The 15,629-nt window shown below is 68.5% G+C and carries 14 protein-coding genes and 1 pseudogene; 7 read left to right on the top strand and 8 right to left on the bottom strand.

The window, feature by feature from the left end; genetic code table 11:
- Positions 1-116 precede the first annotated feature (116 nt).
- Positions 117-992 carry a cyclase family protein gene (locus C8250_RS02665; RefSeq protein WP_138352377.1) on the top strand — a complete coding sequence of 292 codons (876 nt, stop codon included), beginning with the start codon at positions 117-119 and terminating at the stop codon, positions 990-992.
- 605 nt (positions 993-1,597) lie between these two features.
- On the opposite strand, the gene C8250_RS02660 is transcribed toward C8250_RS02665, so the two are convergent.
- Entirely contained in the window at positions 1,598-2,065 is a 468-nt protein-coding gene (locus C8250_RS02660) for a helix-turn-helix domain-containing protein (protein WP_198357748.1), read from the bottom strand.
- A 91-nt stretch (positions 2,066-2,156) separates the two neighbouring features.
- On the opposite strand from C8250_RS02660, the gene C8250_RS02655 reads away from it, so the two are divergent.
- Positions 2,157-3,059: an enoyl-CoA hydratase/isomerase family protein gene (locus C8250_RS02655; RefSeq protein WP_187144708.1), complete on the top strand. Its 903-nt coding sequence runs from the start codon at positions 2,157-2,159 to the stop codon at positions 3,057-3,059.
- A gap of 371 nt (positions 3,060-3,430) precedes the next feature.
- Here C8250_RS02655 and C8250_RS02650 read toward each other — a convergent pair whose 3' ends face one another.
- The 3 genes from C8250_RS02650 to C8250_RS02640 form a co-directional block, all read right to left on the bottom strand.
- A complete protein-coding gene (locus C8250_RS02650; RefSeq protein ID WP_138352379.1) occupies positions 3,431-4,090 on the bottom strand; it encodes a hypothetical protein in 660 nt (219 codons plus the stop codon).
- A gap of 368 nt (positions 4,091-4,458) precedes the next feature.
- Positions 4,459-4,983 (bottom strand): hypothetical protein, encoded by a 525-nt coding sequence (locus C8250_RS02645; protein WP_138352380.1) that lies wholly within the window; start codon positions 4,981-4,983, stop codon positions 4,459-4,461.
- Positions 4,984-5,058: 75 nt separating this feature from the next.
- Positions 5,059-5,556: a phospholipase gene (locus C8250_RS02640; RefSeq protein WP_138352381.1), complete on the bottom strand. Its 498-nt coding sequence runs from the start codon at positions 5,554-5,556 to the stop codon at positions 5,059-5,061.
- A gap of 447 nt (positions 5,557-6,003) precedes the next feature.
- Between C8250_RS02640 and C8250_RS43275 the strand changes: the two genes are divergently transcribed.
- The gene (locus C8250_RS43275) at positions 6,004-6,429 is read left to right on the top strand and encodes a hypothetical protein (protein WP_244809941.1); all 426 of its coding nucleotides are present in this window, start codon (positions 6,004-6,006) and stop codon (positions 6,427-6,429) included.
- A 147-nt stretch (positions 6,430-6,576) separates the two neighbouring features.
- Here C8250_RS43275 and C8250_RS02630 read toward each other — a convergent pair.
- Positions 6,577-6,786 (bottom strand): annotated as a pseudogene (locus C8250_RS02630) (sigma factor); the annotation flags it as partial.
- Positions 6,787-6,928: 142 nt separating this feature from the next.
- On the opposite strand from C8250_RS02630, the gene C8250_RS02625 reads away from it, so the two are divergent.
- Positions 6,929-7,891: a L,D-transpeptidase gene (locus C8250_RS02625; RefSeq protein WP_138352382.1), complete on the top strand. Its 963-nt coding sequence runs from the start codon at positions 6,929-6,931 to the stop codon at positions 7,889-7,891.
- Positions 7,892-7,982: 91 nt separating this feature from the next.
- Here C8250_RS02625 and C8250_RS02620 read toward each other — a convergent pair whose 3' ends face one another.
- Positions 7,983-8,879 (bottom strand): RNA polymerase sigma-70 factor, encoded by an 897-nt coding sequence (locus C8250_RS02620; RefSeq protein ID WP_138352383.1) that lies wholly within the window; start codon positions 8,877-8,879, stop codon positions 7,983-7,985.
- Between the two features lie 110 nt (positions 8,880-8,989).
- Positions 8,990-10,195, bottom strand: a complete 1,206-nt coding sequence (locus C8250_RS02615) for an FAD-dependent oxidoreductase (protein WP_138352384.1) — start codon at positions 10,193-10,195, stop codon at positions 8,990-8,992.
- A gap of 380 nt (positions 10,196-10,575) precedes the next feature.
- On the opposite strand from C8250_RS02615, the gene C8250_RS02610 reads away from it, so the two are divergent.
- Both C8250_RS02610 and C8250_RS02605 read left to right on the top strand, forming a co-directional pair.
- Complete coding sequence (locus C8250_RS02610; RefSeq protein WP_138352385.1) at positions 10,576-11,409, top strand: SDR family oxidoreductase; 834 nt, start codon at positions 10,576-10,578, stop codon at positions 11,407-11,409.
- A gap of 403 nt (positions 11,410-11,812) precedes the next feature.
- A complete protein-coding gene (locus C8250_RS02605; RefSeq protein WP_138352386.1) occupies positions 11,813-12,247 on the top strand; it encodes an ester cyclase in 435 nt (144 codons plus the stop codon).
- A gap of 29 nt (positions 12,248-12,276) precedes the next feature.
- Here C8250_RS02605 and C8250_RS02600 read toward each other — a convergent pair whose 3' ends face one another.
- On the bottom strand, positions 12,277-12,981 hold the full coding sequence (locus C8250_RS02600; RefSeq protein ID WP_138352387.1) for a TetR/AcrR family transcriptional regulator: 705 nt from the start codon (positions 12,979-12,981) through the stop codon (positions 12,277-12,279).
- A gap of 261 nt (positions 12,982-13,242) precedes the next feature.
- Here C8250_RS02600 and C8250_RS02595 point away from each other — a divergent pair, with 261 nt between their 5' ends.
- Positions 13,243-15,486 (top strand): MMPL family transporter, encoded by a 2,244-nt coding sequence (locus C8250_RS02595; RefSeq protein WP_138352388.1) that lies wholly within the window; start codon positions 13,243-13,245, stop codon positions 15,484-15,486.
- Positions 15,487-15,629 lie beyond the last annotated feature (143 nt).

The following is a 15,629-nucleotide window of genomic DNA, read 5'->3' as shown; positions in this document are numbered from 1 at the left end:
AACGGATACCGCCCTGCGCATTGCAGGAGAGCACACAGGGCGGGTGGATTCGGTGGGGCTTTGCTGCGGCACGACACTGCGGCAAAGCCCCAGGACACGAGGAAAGTGAGATCCGTATGAACGAGAACGATCTGCCCCTCAACTGGGGACGCTGGGGTGACGCCGACGAGATCGGTGCGCTCAACCTGATCGACGACGCGGCACGCTCACGCGCCGCGGCCGAAGTACACGACGCGACCTCGGTGAGCCTTGCGCGTCCCACTGCCCCCATACCGCTCACCACTGGCCTCGCACCCGTCGGGAATCCCGCCACGATGCCTGCGCCCGTCATGCAGGTCGTGAACTTCAACGGAGCCCGGCCCATGGCCCTCACGGACTCCTTGCTCATCAACACGCACAACGCTGGACTGACGCACTTCGACGCGCTTTCACACATTCCTGTCGGCGACAAGGTCTATCCCGGCGTCGCGCTGCAGGACGCCGTCACACCCACCGGAGTACGCCACGCCTCCGCTGACCACGCCGCTGGGGGCATCGTCACACGAGGCGTCCTCCTGGACCTGGCCCCCGATCGCGGCAGACTCGACGCGGACTGCCGCGTCAGCGGAACAGACCTCGACGCGGCGCTCGACCGAGCAGGTACATCGGTGCACCCAGGCGACGCGATCGTCGTCCGCGGTGGCTGGGACGTGAACCAGCCCATGACGCAGCCCGTCCCAGGGCTGGACCTCAGCGCCGTCGAGTGGCTGGACCAGCACGGTGCAGCTCTCTATATCGGTGACATCAGCGACGCCCGCCCACCCAGCTTCCCGATGCCAATGCACCAGGTCGCACTGGCACGGCTCGGTCTGCCCTTGGTGGACGCCGCCCACCTCGACGACCTTGCCGACCGGTGTGCCTCCCTACAGCGGTGGAGCTTCATGCTCGTTCTCGCGCCACCGCGTATCACGGGAACCACCGGGCTCGCGGTCAATCCGATCGCGATCTTCTGATCGCGAACCGAGCCCAGGTCCACCGCGGACCCCTCTGAGTACATGGGCGTCCATTGACACAGACTCTGCGCCCGACGATCGTCCGGACGAGTCGGCGCCCGCGGGATCCGCAAGGTAGACCTGCGCGCTTGCCGGCGGCTCCGTGAAGGCACATCTTTCGCCCGGCTGGTCACCGCGGCCAGCGCCGCAGCCTCCATCTGCACCGGACAGTACTGGCCGGCACGCGGCCGGGCATTCTGGTACCGACTCGCGCTTTGGTTGTCGTGCCATCGCGCACCGTGGCCGGATCTGGGAGAGCTTCCATGACGTCCTGAGATGCGGCGGGGCATGCCGCCGATCGGGACTGCAACGACGCGCCTTGCCTACTTCGCCTCGGTCGGAGCGCCGCCGTTTAGGAGCAGCGCACGGCCCCCTCGATGCACTTGCCTTCCGGCGGCGGGGAGCAGCCAGTTACACCCACCGGCTGGTCCGGTCAACGCCGAGTCCCCGACGTCCGGCAGTTACTGGGCTTGGATGCGCGTGACCGATTCGGCCAAGCCGCCGCTGGCCCCGTACCCGGAGGCTTCGCGGTGCGCGGGTGCAGGGGGCCGGGCGCCGTCCCGTCGTTAACCGACTTCGGGCGGGTTGGTTGCTTTTCTGTGCTGATCGTAGGCGATGTCACGGGGGTCCAGATGTTCTTCACAGTGGGTGCAGCGCAGCACCTGCTCTACAGCCCCGCCGTCGCTCGCGTGGGTCAGTGTGAGCGATGGTTTGTCGACGACCCAGCGGTCGCCCCATTGCATGAAGGCGACGGTGATGCCGTACAGGTCCCGTCCTTTGTCAGTGAACCGGTACTCCTCCCGCGGTGGCCGTTCGCTGTAGCGATGCCGTTCGAGGATTCCGTGGTCGACCAGTTTGGCGAGGCGGTCGGACAGGATGTTGCGTGCCACCCCGAGGTTGCGCTGGAAGTCCGCGAACCGCCGGACGCCGAAGAAGCACTCGCGCAGCACGAGGAACGTCCATCGGTCGCCGACCTGTTCCAGGGCGGCCGCCACGGAGTCCGCCTGGTGGTCCATACCTCTCATGCGTTCCATGACAGCAGGTTACGTGAGTTGGTTGCATATTGCTATCGACCATGCCACGGTGTCGGTAGCAGAAAGCAACCTACTCGTTCAGGGAGATCGCGTGACCCACATCGAGGACGGCGCCGCCCCGGCTCCGTCGGCCCACCGCGTCAGCCCGCCATATGAGCAACTGGTGTTCGCCGAGAACGGACCCGTCGCCCGCATCACTTTGAACCGCCCCTCGGCCCGCAACGCGTTGTCGATTCGCCTGTCCGATGAGCTGACCCACGCGTTGGAGCGCGTACGTGACAGCTCCACCGTCAAGGTCCTGGTCATCGAGGGCGCCGGCGGAACGTTCTGCGCCGGTGACGACATCACCGAAATGCACCGATGGGGCAACGCCGACGAAGTCATGCGCCGAGTGACGGGCTACCAGCACATGGCCGACACGCTGGAGCAGCTCGACAAGGTGACAGTGGCGCGCGTCGACGGCTACGCGGTCGGTGGCGGTCTGGAGATCACCATGGCCTGTGACTTCGTAGTCGCAGCAACAAGCGCAAGGTGGGGCATGCCGGAGGTTGATGTCGGCATCACCCCGGGCTGGGGCGGCACCACGCGGATGGCACGACTGATCGGACGGCGGTTGACGAAGGAGATCAACCTGCTGGGGGCCTTGCACCCGGCATCTCGGGCCGTTCAACTCACCTTGTGGAACCGGGCTGTGCCCGACGAACAGCTCGACGCTGCCGTCGAGAAATTGGTGGAGGTGGTGTTGAGCAAGAACCAGCAGGCCGTTCGGCAACTGAAATTCATCATCAACAACGGCGTCGAAGCGGATCTCAAGACCGCCCAGGCCTTTGAGAAATTGTCGGCCGGCCTGTCCGGCGCGGTCAACGGCGCATGGCGTATCGAGGACGCCGATCAATCTGCCGGCGTGATCGGCTTCCGGGACAAAAACGCACTGTGGCAGAAGCGACGCGGGCTCGCCCGGAACTTCTGGACGGACTCCCCCACAGCCGAGTGACAGACGGGGCCGGGCTCAAGGTGCGTAGGCGCCGGAGGGCGGCCCCGGCCCCGCACAAGGGCTGGCGCGGAGCTGCCCGATGGGTTTCGAGAGCTGCTGCCTGATCCGGTCGGCAAACGCGAAAATTCCATGAGCCGGCCGCGGGCGTGGGTGTCCTCGAAGTAGGCACGACCCCGCCGTGTGACGTCACCGCATGATGGCTCCTCCTGGCCCAGTGTCTGCCCCCGCGGGGCCTGACCTGGGGGTGAAAGAACCCTCACCCCCTGCGGGGCGGGTGAGGGTTCTTCACCACGCCTCTCGTGGGGCCTGGAAGGCAGGTGGTTGTCGGGCCGCCAGCTATTCACCGGCCCGGTGCCGTTGACCTGAAGGCGTCAGCCGGGCAGGTGGGCCGGCAGGCAGCTGCGAGGGATGAAGTACCAACTCTGCTGGCCGGAGCCATCGGTGCCGCCGGCGCGCTGATCGCGGATCATGACCCACTTGCCGTCGCGCGAGACATACCGCCACAGCACGGTCTGCCCGATGGCGACACGGCCGTTCACCGTCGAGCTGGGGGTCGCGGTGGCCTGCCAAGGACGCACATTGCCATAGCCGGTGATGTGGCTTCCGTCCCACGTTCGACAGCTGGCGCCCGCCACGGTGGCTACCGTGGCACCGTCATCGGTGGAGCCGCCGATCTGGCCGTTGGTGAATGTCGAGGTCGGCAGACTCGTCGCTGCTCCGCAGCTGTCACCGCTGGACGCATCCCCCGCGACGGCACCCGAGTAGATCCACAAACAGCTGTTCACGTCGCCGTAGATGCGGCCCCAGCGATATCCGCTGTTCTGATCCCCGTGGACATCCACAGTCCAGTTGCGGTAGGCGGTTCCTATCACGTAGGAGTGGGGGGCTCGCCGCAGCAGGGTGTAGTCCGTGGTCACGTGTTTGCGGACCGCTGCGTCGGCCGAGGGTTCCTGTCCGGCCACCAGGGGCACGACGGCGACCGCGGCTGTTGTGGCCAGCCCGAGTATCAGTGCCTGAGTTCGTCGGAGCATTCTCTGGTTTCTCCTTGATGCTTGATCGGCTCTGTTCTTCGGCTCTGTTCTTCGAACCCGCCCGTCCCCGGCGGACCTGCGTGGGGCTGGGGTGAAGCGGGGGTGTGCATCACGGGCCTCCCTGATTTCCCTGGCTGGTCGGCAAGAGACTGCCGGCCGACGCAGACCGCCGGGGCCGTCGAACTATGCACATCTCGGACGGGGACCTGGCAACTGTCACAGGTACAGGGCCCGTCGGCCGTGACAAGGACTTGCCCGCGGAAGGTCTGACTCCGTCTCGAGCTGGCCGAAGTCACCCAATGATCATGTACTCGTTGCGGGGAAGACCCCCCGCCGGACGAGGGAGCCTTAGCGCTGGGCGTGCCGTGTCAGCACCCGCCGCAGTTGTAGAACGTCACGTCCCAGTGGCTGCCCTCATCGGCGTAGACATTGCCGGATCCGGACTTGTACTGAGGAGCGCCGTCGCCGCGGACGCCGATATAGGCGAAGGTGCGCTTGATGTAGTTCGTGAGACACGTCCGCTTGGCGAAGTCGAGTTTGTAGCCGTTCCAGTGCGAGTAGGTGCCACCGGCGTGTCCGGTCTCCGTGCCGCCGGTGATGTTCAGCGCGCAGCCCGTCGCGCGCTTCAGCACCTGGGCGCCCTGGGCGGTGGAGAGGTTGAGCTGATCGAAGGACGTACAGGTGGAGACGTTCCGGTTGGAGCAGCCGCCCGAGGACGACCAGGTGATACCGGATGAGCTGAAGCGGGCGGTTGCCTGGGAGTGGGTGAGCTTGGTGGCTGCGTGCGCCTGGGAGGCGCCGCTGCCGAGGACGCCGATGCCGGGGATGAAGAGCGCGCTGAGGACGAGGGCCAGAGTGGTGAGGGCGGAGCGCAGACGCAAACGAGACGGCATGGGAGGGTTCTTTCTGCTCATGACAAATCACGGGGCGGTCTCTGGGCCGCCGGGGAGGTGATGCCGGCAAACTCCTCAGGCGGCCTGCGGCAGTTCAGTGGAGTGCGCCTTGACCGGTGTGCTGCCGAAGATGTCGACGGCGTGGTAGTACGCCCATGCCGTGCTGTTGCACGAGGTCCGCTTTGCTCCGGAGTAGCCGGCGCATACGCGCTTGAGGTCCGCGTAGAACGCGGAGTCGATTCGGGACTTGTTGGCGGAGAACGTGCCGGCCGCCTTGTAGTTGCGGTAGCCGAAGTCGTGGCGGATGCAGGCCTTTTGGAAGGGGAAGCCGAGCGGGTTGTCGGGGGAGGTACTGCAGGCGTCCGTCGACCAGTTGAAACCATATGCAGTCCAGGCGCCCCGGTTGCTGCGGGCGGCGTTGAAGGCGTTGTAGCTGGAGACGCTTGTCTGGGTCCAGGAGCTGAGGACCCGCGACTTGTCGGAAGGGGCAGCTGAAGCAGATACAGCGGGAATCAGGGCGAGCGGAAGCGACAGAACTACCGCGGCGAGTGGAAGGGCGAAGCGGCGACGCATCAGTGATCTCCAGGAGACGAAGGGAAGCCGCGCTCCTCGTGGGTCCCACGAGGTCGATCCAGAGCGAGGTCATGCACAGCCATACCGAATGGCGACAGGTCGCCAAGGAGGCGGGCGGGACGAGCTCCATCCGTTCGGGATGCCTGGATCAGATTGCGCAGATCACGTTCTAGAGCGGAGACGTTGCGCACTGGTTGCGCACTGGTTGCGCGCGTCCTGAGAAGCAGGGGTCCAAGCGCGAATCCAGCCTGACCGCCCACCGCCCCGCGGGACGCCCGATGACGACGCCACACATCCGGGGGCGTACTTCCTGCACGCGTCTCCTACGAGCAGATCACCTTGTCTCCAGCCGCCCTCTTTACCCACGGACACCGACTGTCAGGGCGGCAACCGAGACTGCGACGCTCCTGGCCCGCCTGGCCGGCGCGCACGTGCTGGCCCGCCGCGGTGGCCGCTGAACCGGCTGCCGTCGCCCAGGCCGCGCCCGTGTCCGCCGAACTCGTCCAGGTCGCTGCGGCAGCCGGCCGCGAACCGGGGCAGTACGGGCTGGAGTACCTGGCACTGGAATACCAGCGCAGCCGCCCCGGCCCCGCACGGCAGAATGTCGCCCCGCGCTGCTCGAGCCCCTTGACGGACGCAAGGATCTACTCGACACCCTCGCCGCGTTCCTCGACTGTGACGACGACCGTCACTGCACCGCTGTGCGCCTGCAGATCCACCCCAACACCGTGCTTTGCCGTCTGCGTGCTGTACCGGCTGTGCAAGATCGCTGCTCTCACCGGCCTCGTCCCTATCCGCGCCAGCGACCTGCCCGCACTCCACGCCGCCCTGGCCTGCCGACGAGTCGCCCAGACCCAACCAGGGGCCGGCTGATCGCCAGCCAGCAATCCACCGGCAGGAAAGTCGGAGCGGTTCAGACTTCAAGGGACAAGATCGTGAGACGGAAGTGCCGCGTCCCTCAAATGAGACAGCTGGAAAAGCCCAGGCCGCCAGATCAGAACGGGACAATCCGAATGCGGACCTACACACGGCGAGCCGTACCGCCACCGTACGGATCCACGCCTCCGGCGCGCCCTCGGCCAGGAGTGCCCCGCGCCGGTCCCAGGCCCGTACAAAGGCTTCCTGCACCACGTCCTGCGCCTCGCTGTGATCGCCCGTCAGCGCGTACAGCTGCCCTACGAGACGGGGGAACGCCGCCGCGTAGAAGACATCGAATTCCTCCTCGGTCACGAGCGCAAGGACTCCCGTTCCGGGCTCGTGGTTCCCTGCGGAGATTTCCGTGTCCCAGATGCAACCTGCCGCCCCTCCCATGCGTACAGAAGCCGTACCGAGCCAGCTGACCTGCAGCTGTCTTTCCCCGGGGGAGGATCCCATGCCACGCCACACCCGCGTCCGTCACCGCGCCACCACCGCTCTCGCCGCAGTCGGCCTGATCGGCGGGTTGTCGCTCACCGCATGCCAGGGCGCCGGTGTGACACCGAACGCCGCCGCAGCGGAGCGCAGCCGGCCCGCCACCACGGCCGCTGCCGCCGCGCCGACCGCGACCGAGCCCACGCAGCCCGCGCCGTCCCGGGCCGCCCTCGACCGTCTGGCCACCGCCTCGGTCAATATCTCCGACGGTCTGGAGGTCGGCGTCGGCATGCCGATATCGGTGACCTTCAAGCACCCGATACCCGCGGCCGAACGCGCCGACGTCGAGCGTTTGTTGAAGGTCACGGCCGACCCGGGGGTCACGGGGAGCTGGGCCTGGATCAAGGACCGCAATCTGAACGACGGCCAGCGCGTCGACTTCCGCCCGAAGGCCTACTGGAAGCCGGGCACCAAGGTCAGCCTCCACGCGGGCCCCGGTATCTCCCGTACCTTCACCATTGCCCGCTCCCTTGTCGCCACCGTTGACGTCCGCACCCACCGGATGACCGTTGTCAAGGACGGAGCCGCGAACCGGACCATCCCGATCACCGCGGGCGCACCGGGTATGGACACCTGGAACGGCACGATGGTCGTCTCCGACAAGGAACGCTCGGTGATGATGGACTCCCGCACGGTCGGCTACGGCGACTCCTACCTCGGGCGGTACAACTACGCCGTCCACCTCACGACCTCGGGCACCTACCTCCACGAGAACCCCAAGGCCAACACCTACGGCGGCCACAGCAACGTCACCCACGGCTGCATAGGCCTCGCCAGCGACGGAACGGCCCGCCGCTTCTTCGAGCAGGTCATCCCCGGCGACGTCATCCGCGTCACCGGATCCAAGGACCAGGTCGCCGCCGGCAACGGCTACGGAGACTGGAATGTCTCATGGTCCGCATGGCTCGCCCTCAGCGCCCTCTGATCCGTCTCCGTCGGCGCGGGGCGTCCACTGCCCCGCGCCGACGGCCGGCCCGCCGCTCTCGACCCGGGGACCGAAGAGCGCGTACGAGGCCTCACCCCAGGGTGAGCGGGGTCTCGGATGCGACGCGGGACAGCTTCTCGGGGTTGCGGACGTAGTAGATGCCGCTGATGCGGGCGTCCTCGACACGGACCGCCATGATGCCGTCGAGCTCCCCGTCCAGGTGTACGAGGAGTGCCGGGTTGCCGTTGATCATGGTGGGGGCGACAGTGATCGGGCTCTTCTCCTTGCCGAGACCACCGATCATGAAGCGGGCCACCTTCTCGGCGCCGATGATCGGCCGCAGCGCGGCCCGCTTGACTCCGCCGCCATCGCCCATCAGGACGACCTCCGGGGCGAGCACGTCGAGGAGGTCCTGCGGATTGCCGGTTTCGAGTACGCGCCGGAACGACTCCAGGGCGGCCCGGGTCTCGCCCTGGGAGACCACCTGGCGAGGGCGCCGGGCGTCGACGTGCCGGCGGGCGCGGTGCGCGATCTGGCGGACGGCCGCGGGGCTCTTGTCGACGGCGGCCGCGATCTCGTCGTAGCCGACATCGAACGCCTCGCGCAGTACGAAGACGGCGCGCTCGGTCGGCGACAGCGTCTCGAGGATGAGCATCATCGCCATCGACACGCTCTCGGCGAGCTCGACGTCATCGGCCACGTCCGGCGCGGTGAGCAGCGGCTCGGGCAGCCACTGGCCGACATACGCCTCCCTGCGGCGACTCATCGCGCGCAGCCGGTTGAGCGCCTGCCGGGTCGTGATCCGGACCAGGTAGGCGCGCTGGTCGCGCACCTGCTCCAGGTCGACCTTGACCCAGCGCAGCCACGTCTCCTGGAGGACGTCCTCGGCGTCGGCCGCTGATCCGAGCATCTCGTAGGCGACGGTGAAGAGCAGGTTGCGGTGGGCGACGAACGTCTCGGTCGCCAGGTCAGTGGCCTGGTCGCTCATATCTCGACCCTTCTCCTTCGCGGCCGGCCTTGGTTGCCGACGGCCTTCAAGCGTGTATCGACGGCAAGATTCTCATTCGTCAGCAGCCCGGATCCGCCCCGGGGGCCAGGTCAGGCCGCGGGCTGGGCGGTGGCTTTCGTCTCGCCGCGCCGGTCCTGCAGCAACTGCTGGCGCTTGGCACCTCCGGAAACGCGGTGCAGGCTGTACGAACCGGGCTTGCCCGCCTCGTCGGCCAGATGCTTGACGATCCCCTTGCACACGAACTCCTTGAGCCTCGCACCGGAGCGACCGTCGATGTGGAACCAGAGCGCGACGTCGTAGCGGTGGGCGAACTGGAAGATGCCGGCGCGCCGGCCCAGGCTGATGCACTGGCCGGCGAACGCCTGGTTGAGGGGCGAGGGCTGCTCACCGGCGATCCGGCTGAGCACCGTGTCGGCGGCCCGCGCGCCCAGCGGCATCGCGGCCTGGCAGCTCATCCGCAGCGGCAGGTCCGACGGTGCCGCCGAGTCCCCGGCCGCGACGATGCGCTCGTCGTCCACGCTGGTCAACGTCTCGTCCGTGAGCAGGCGGCCCACGGCGTCGGTGCTCAGCCCGCTGCGGGCGGCCAGGTCCGGCACACCGAAGCCGGCGGTCCACACGGTTACCGCACTGGGCAGCGTGCGGCCGTCGCGGAGTTGGACGGTGTCGCGCGCCACCGCCGTCACCTTCGTGCCGGGGCCGTCGAGCACGGTCACTCCGAGGGTGGCCAGCCGCTTGGCGACCGAGCGTCGGCCCCGGGGGTGCAGGTACGGGCCGAGCACCCCTCCGCAGACCAGGGTCACGGTGCGGCCGGCCTCCGCCAGTTCGGCGGCGGTCTCGATACCGGTCGGACCCGCTCCGACCACCGTCACCGCGGCCGTTGCCGGCGCGGCGTCGAGGACCGGCCGCAGCCGCTGTGCCTCCTCCAGACTGGCGATCGGGTAGGCGAACTCGCCCGCTCCGGGCACGCGCGGGTCGGCGCTGCCACTGCCCACCGCGTAGATCAGATAGTCGTAGCCGACCGCGCCGCCCGACGCCAACGCCACGCTGCGTTCGGCCGCGTCGATCCGGGCCACGGAATCGACCACCAACTCGATTCCCGCACGCAGGACTTCGCTGTACTCGACGACAGCGTCGTCGGACCCGCCCACCAGTTGGTGCAGCCGGATCCGCTCGACGAAGCTCCGGCGCGGGTTGATCAGCGTCACGGTCACGTCGTCGCGCTGCGTCAGGCGGTTGGCCGCCATGACGCCGGCGTATCCTCCGCCGATCACGACCACATTGCTGTTCCCGGTCACGGTGTCTCCATTCGTTGTCTGCTATTCGGGCACAAGACACCGCGGGGCCGGTCCCTGTGACAGCGTGTGAGTCAGATCACTCCACGGGACGTCGGCCCGGCATCGGCGCCATCGTCCGATGGGCCGGTGCCGCCGTGAGCTGACCGTCGGGGTGGCCGCCGATCGTGCCTGCGGCGGCCGCGTGGGGGCGCCTGTCTGTGCGCCCGGGCGTCTCCGTGCGCCCCCGCGGGAGGGGTGACCGTGCACCGGAACCCCCTGACCATGAACTGCGGCCATCAGCCGGGCGGCAGCGACCGTGACTCCGCGGGGGCGGCGACGGCACGGCGGTCACCGCGGGGCGCCACGATCATCCGGAACAACTCAGTCATGACGGGGGAACGATGGGACGACGCTGGCTGGTCACGGGATGCTCCTCCGGCCTCGGGCACGCACTGGCCACGGCCGCGGCCCGGGCCGGGGACGAACTGGCGGTCACCGCCCGCAAGACCGCCGACCTGGAGGAGCTGGCCGCCACCTGGCCCGGCCGTATCACCCCGATTCCCCTCGAGTTACGTGACGCCGCCTCGTGCGAGGAGGCCGTCCGTATCGCGGTCGACCGTCTCGGCGGTATCGACATCCTCGTGAACAACGCCGGCGTCGGACTGTTCGGCGCGGTCGAGGAGGTCTCGGACGCCGAACTCCGCGACCAGCTGGAGACGCTGCTGGTCGGCCCATGGCGGCTCACCCGCCTCGTCCTGCCGTTGATGCGGACCCAGGGACACGGCCACATCCTCAACGTCTCCTCCGTGGTGGGCCGGATAGCCTTCCCGGGGCTGGCCGCCTACGTCGCCGGAAAGCACGCCCTCGAAGGCATGAGCCAGGCGCTGACCATCGAGGCCGCCCCGCACAACATCCGCGTCACCGTGCTCGAACCGGGCATGTTCGCCACGCGCTACGGCACGTCCATGACAGAAGCGGGCCATCGGGTCCCCGCGTACGACGGGACGAACCGCGAGATGCTCGAAGGCTCCCGCGGCCTTGCGGACCATCCCGAGACCGGCCGCCCCGAGGACTTCGCGGCACGGGTCCTCGACATCGTCGCCGCCGCCGCGCCCACACCCCTGCGGATCCCGGTCGGCGACGACGCGTACGGCTATCTGGACCAGGCGGAACAGGAGGCCCGCGAGGAGTTCGCCGCGGCCCGGATTCTCGCGCGGGGTCCCCTTCCGGCCTAGCAGCAGTCGGCGACAAGGGCCCCGGAGGTTCCTCCCGTAGACGCACGGCGTTCAGGTGCGATACCCCATCACTCTCTACGTTCAGGGGGTCAAGAGATTGTCAAGCTTCTCCGGCAAGCACCCCAACACCTACGTGCACGACGTGCTCGCCCAGGTGCTGGCGCCGCGCCGCTGAGCCACCCAGCGCACGAGGCCAGGCCCCGCAGAGAGGATCTGCGGGGCCCGGCCTCGCGTGCGTTGGACGCCCGCACGCCTCGGACGAAGACGTAGCCCCTATCGGGTCGTCGTCCGCCCGGCGCGTCACATTCCCGGCGGCTGTGTCGTCCTACTGCAGAGAGACGCCGTACTGCTGAGGCGGGCCGTCCAGCAGGCGGCGAAGGAACGGACCAGAGGAGAGACCGCAATGTCGGCAACCGGGGCAACGAGCAACACAGCGACGCTCATCCGTTTCCACTCCGCGGTGAACAGCGGTGACCTGGACATCATCTCGAAGGCCATCGACGAGTTCGTCGCACCGGACGTGCTCTTCCACGCGCCGGTACCGATGGGCGCGACGGGAGGGGAGGCCATGAAGCGGGTGTGGGAGCTGCTCCTGCGCGCGTTCCCCGACATCCACGTCGCCGTCGAGGAGACGATCACGGAGGGGGACAAGGTCGTCTCCAGGAACACGGTGACCGGGACGCACCGGGGCGAGTACCGGGGCCTGGCGCCCACCGGAAGGACCGTCACCTACAACGAGATCTTCATCTTCCGCTTCGCCGGCGGGCGGATCGCCGAGATCCGCGGCGTCGTCGATGTCCTCGCGCAACTGCGCCAGCTCGGCGCCCTTCCGTCCTGACGAGGGCGGCGCCCCCGGGGCCGTAGCGCTCACGGGATCCGGCGGTGGACGTCCTCCAGCAGGTTCTGCATGGCCATGCGGAAGATCTCGGCCTGTTGGTCGCCGAGGAACGAGGTGTGCCCGAACACCTCCAGGACGACGAGGCCGTGCAGGTGCCCCCACGCACTGAGCAGCAGGGCGGTCGCGGGGGGCGGCAGATGTCCCAGACCGTAGTGCGGCAGCTGCTCCAGGTACGTCCGGAGTGCGGGCGAGAGCGAGGGGGCGTCGGCCGCGGCGAGTTGCTCCGTGGTGAAGTCCGCGAACAGCTCGCGCTCGAAGATCGAGCTCATTCGGCGTGTTGCCTGGGTGGTCGGGCCGTCGGTGGGTGCCGCGTAGTCCCGCAGCGGCGTTCCGTACAGGAGTTGGAAGTGCTCGGGATGGGCGATGGCCCATCGGCGGTAGCCCTCGGCGGCGACGACCAGACGCGGCAGGGCCGAGTCGTCCGCCGCGGTGTCGACGGCGGCCTGCACGGCATCGGCCAGGTCGTCGTACGCCTTGGTGACGAGCACTGTGACGAGGGCATCGCGGCTCGGAAAGTAGTGGTAGAGCGCCTGCACCGTCATGCCGAGGCTGCGGGCGACCGCCCGCAGGGACAGGGCCGCGGGCCCGTGTTCGGTGATGTGGCGCTCAGCGGCGTCCAGGATTTCCTGGGTTGCGGCGGCCCGGCGTCGCTCGCGCAGGGTGGGCGGAGCCATGGCGTGTTCCTCTACGGCAGGCGGCGACGGACGACGGTCGCCCCGGTGGGCCACCCGGAAACGGCAGGGTGTGAAGAAAATCTAACACTGCCAAAGTTTCTGCTGCCTCACTAACGTCGCTCGTGGCGACGAAGGGTGCGACACGCACCTGTTTCCGACGGGGTGAACCGACTCCGCGGAGCACCGCGCGCCCGGCCCCTATGGGTCAACTCCGTCCGCTTCGCGTCGTTTTCACCGTAGGGACACCAAAGGAGAGCGTGCGTGTTCGAACACATAGCTGAACTGGCGATTCGCCGGTCCCGGCTGATCCTCATCGTCGCCGTCGTGGCCGTGGCCCTCATGGGTGTCCTGGGCGCCGGCGCGTTCGGCAAGTTGCTGGGAGGCGGCTACGACGACCCGGCATCCCCGTCCACCCGGGCCGGAAAGGTCATCGACCAGAAGTTCGGCGGGGAGACGAACCTGGTCCTGCTGGTCCGCGCCGCCGAAGGGCGCGTCGACGCCCCGGCCGCCCAGCACAGCGGCCGCGCTCTGGTAGCGGACCTCAAGAAGAACCCGAACCTGGAGAACGTCATCTCCTACTGGGACACCGCCGGTCCCGACCTCCTCTCCAGGGACGGCCGCGAAGCGATGGTGCTCGCCCATGTGAAGGGTGATGACACGGAGCGGGGTGAGAACGCCAAGAGCGTCATCGACGCCTACGCAGGACCGTACGAGGGCGCACTCACCGTCCAGGCCGGCGGCGGCGCAGCCGTGACCAGCGAGATGGGCACCCAGGCAGGCGAGGATCTCGTCCTGGCCGAGAGCATCGCCGTGCCGCTCACCCTCATCCTGCTGCTGCTCGTCTTCGGCAGCATGGTCGCAGCCATTCTGCCGCTGGCCATCGGCACCATCGCCATCGTGGGCACCTTCGCGGAGCTCTTCGTCCTCGGCAGCGTCACCGATGTCTCCGTCTTCGCGATCAACCTGACCACGGCCCTGGGGCTCGGCCTGGGCATCGACTACGCCCTGCTCATGGTCAGCCGCTTCCGGGAGCAACTCGCGGCAGGGGCGGGCGTGGACGACGCCGTCCGGCGGACGGTGAGCACCGCGGGCCGCACAGTCGCGTTCTCCGCCGCCACGGTGGCAGCAGCACTCGGAGCACTCCTGGTGTTCCCCCAGTACTTCCTGCGCTCGTTCGGCTACGCCGGGATCGGTGTCGTCGCCATCGCGGCCCTCAGCACCCTGTTCGTCATGCCGGCGCTGTTCATCGTCCTGGGGCACCGGGTCAACAGCGGGCGGCTGCCGTGGGCGAACCGAGGGCGAGGGAGCTCCGACACGCGGACCCCGTTCTGGGGACGGCTGGCCGGCACGGTCATGCGGCGCCCCGCGCTCACCGCACTGCCCGTGCTCGCGGTCCTGCTGCTGGCGGCGAGCCCGCTGCTGGGCATCACCTTCGGCACACCGGACGAACGCGTGCTGCCCGACGACGCCGCGAGCCGCCAGGTCTCGTCGGTCCTGCGGGAGAAGTTCAACGGCAACGACGACGCGGCCCTCCACGTCGTCATCGACCAACCCGTCAGCAAGGCCCCGTTGGAGTCGTACGCCGTCGAACTGTCCGGACTCAAGGGCGTCGTCCGCGTCGAGACCAGCACGGGAATCTTCGCCGGCGGACGGTCCACGGCGACCGACCCCGGCAACACCGCCCTCGGCCGCCCCGACGCACAGCAGATCAACGTGGTGAGCAGCCTGCCACCGAAGTCGGGGGAAGCTCAGAGCCTGGTCAAGGAGGTGAGGTCGATCGCCCCGCCCGCCGGGGCACACCCCCTGGTCGGCGGAGTCGACGCCGCACTGGTCGACTCCAAGGACTCCATCGCCGGCCAACTCCCACTCGCCATCGCCCTGGTCGCTCTCACCACCTTCGTCCTGCTCTTCCTGTTCACCGGCAGCGTCGTGCAGCCGCTGCGTGCGCTGCTCCTCAACATGATCAGCCTGGGGGCGACGCTCGGCGTCATGACCTGGATCTTCCAGGACGGCCACCTCTCCTCCTTGCTCGGATTCACCGCGCAGCCCATGGAGGTGTCCATGACCGTGCTGATGTTCTGCATCGCCTTCGCCCTGTCGATGGACTACGAGGTGTTCGTCACCAGCCGCATCAAGGAACTCCACGACCTGGGCGAGGACAACGAGTCCGCCGTGACCAACGGCCTCGGGCACACCGGACGCATCGTCACCGCGGCGGCGTGCCTGCTCGCGGTGAGCTTCTTCGCCTTCGGGACGGCCAAGCTCAGCTTCATGCAGATGTTCGGCCTCGGCAGCGGACTGGCCGTCCTCATCGACGCCGTCGCCGTACGCGGCATCCTCGTACCCGCAGCGATGCGTGTGCTCGGCCGCTCGGCCTGGTACGCGCCCGGCTTCCTGCGCACCTTCCACGCGCGGTTCGGCCTCAGCGAAGGCGGCCCCGCGCCCGCGGCCGCGCCGGAGCTCGTCGACGAGTCGCCGTACGCGAAGAACTCGGCGCAGGTCTGACCACGCGAGAGCGCACCCACGCAGTGCCCGCCTCCACCGCACCGGAGGCGGGCACGGTCGTGCCGCGCGATCGACTCGACGCTGCCCTGCTGACGAGTTCGCCTGCTCCCCGCCGGCCTGTCCTCAAGCGCTTGGCTGTGATG

Source organism: Streptomyces sp. So13.3, from assembly GCF_005860785.2.
In the GTDB taxonomy this organism is placed as follows: Bacteria; Actinomycetota; Actinomycetes; order Streptomycetales; family Streptomycetaceae; genus Actinacidiphila; species Actinacidiphila fildesensis.
Note: the sequence above shows the minus strand (reverse complement) of the source record. Positions and strands in the feature narration are given on the sequence as shown.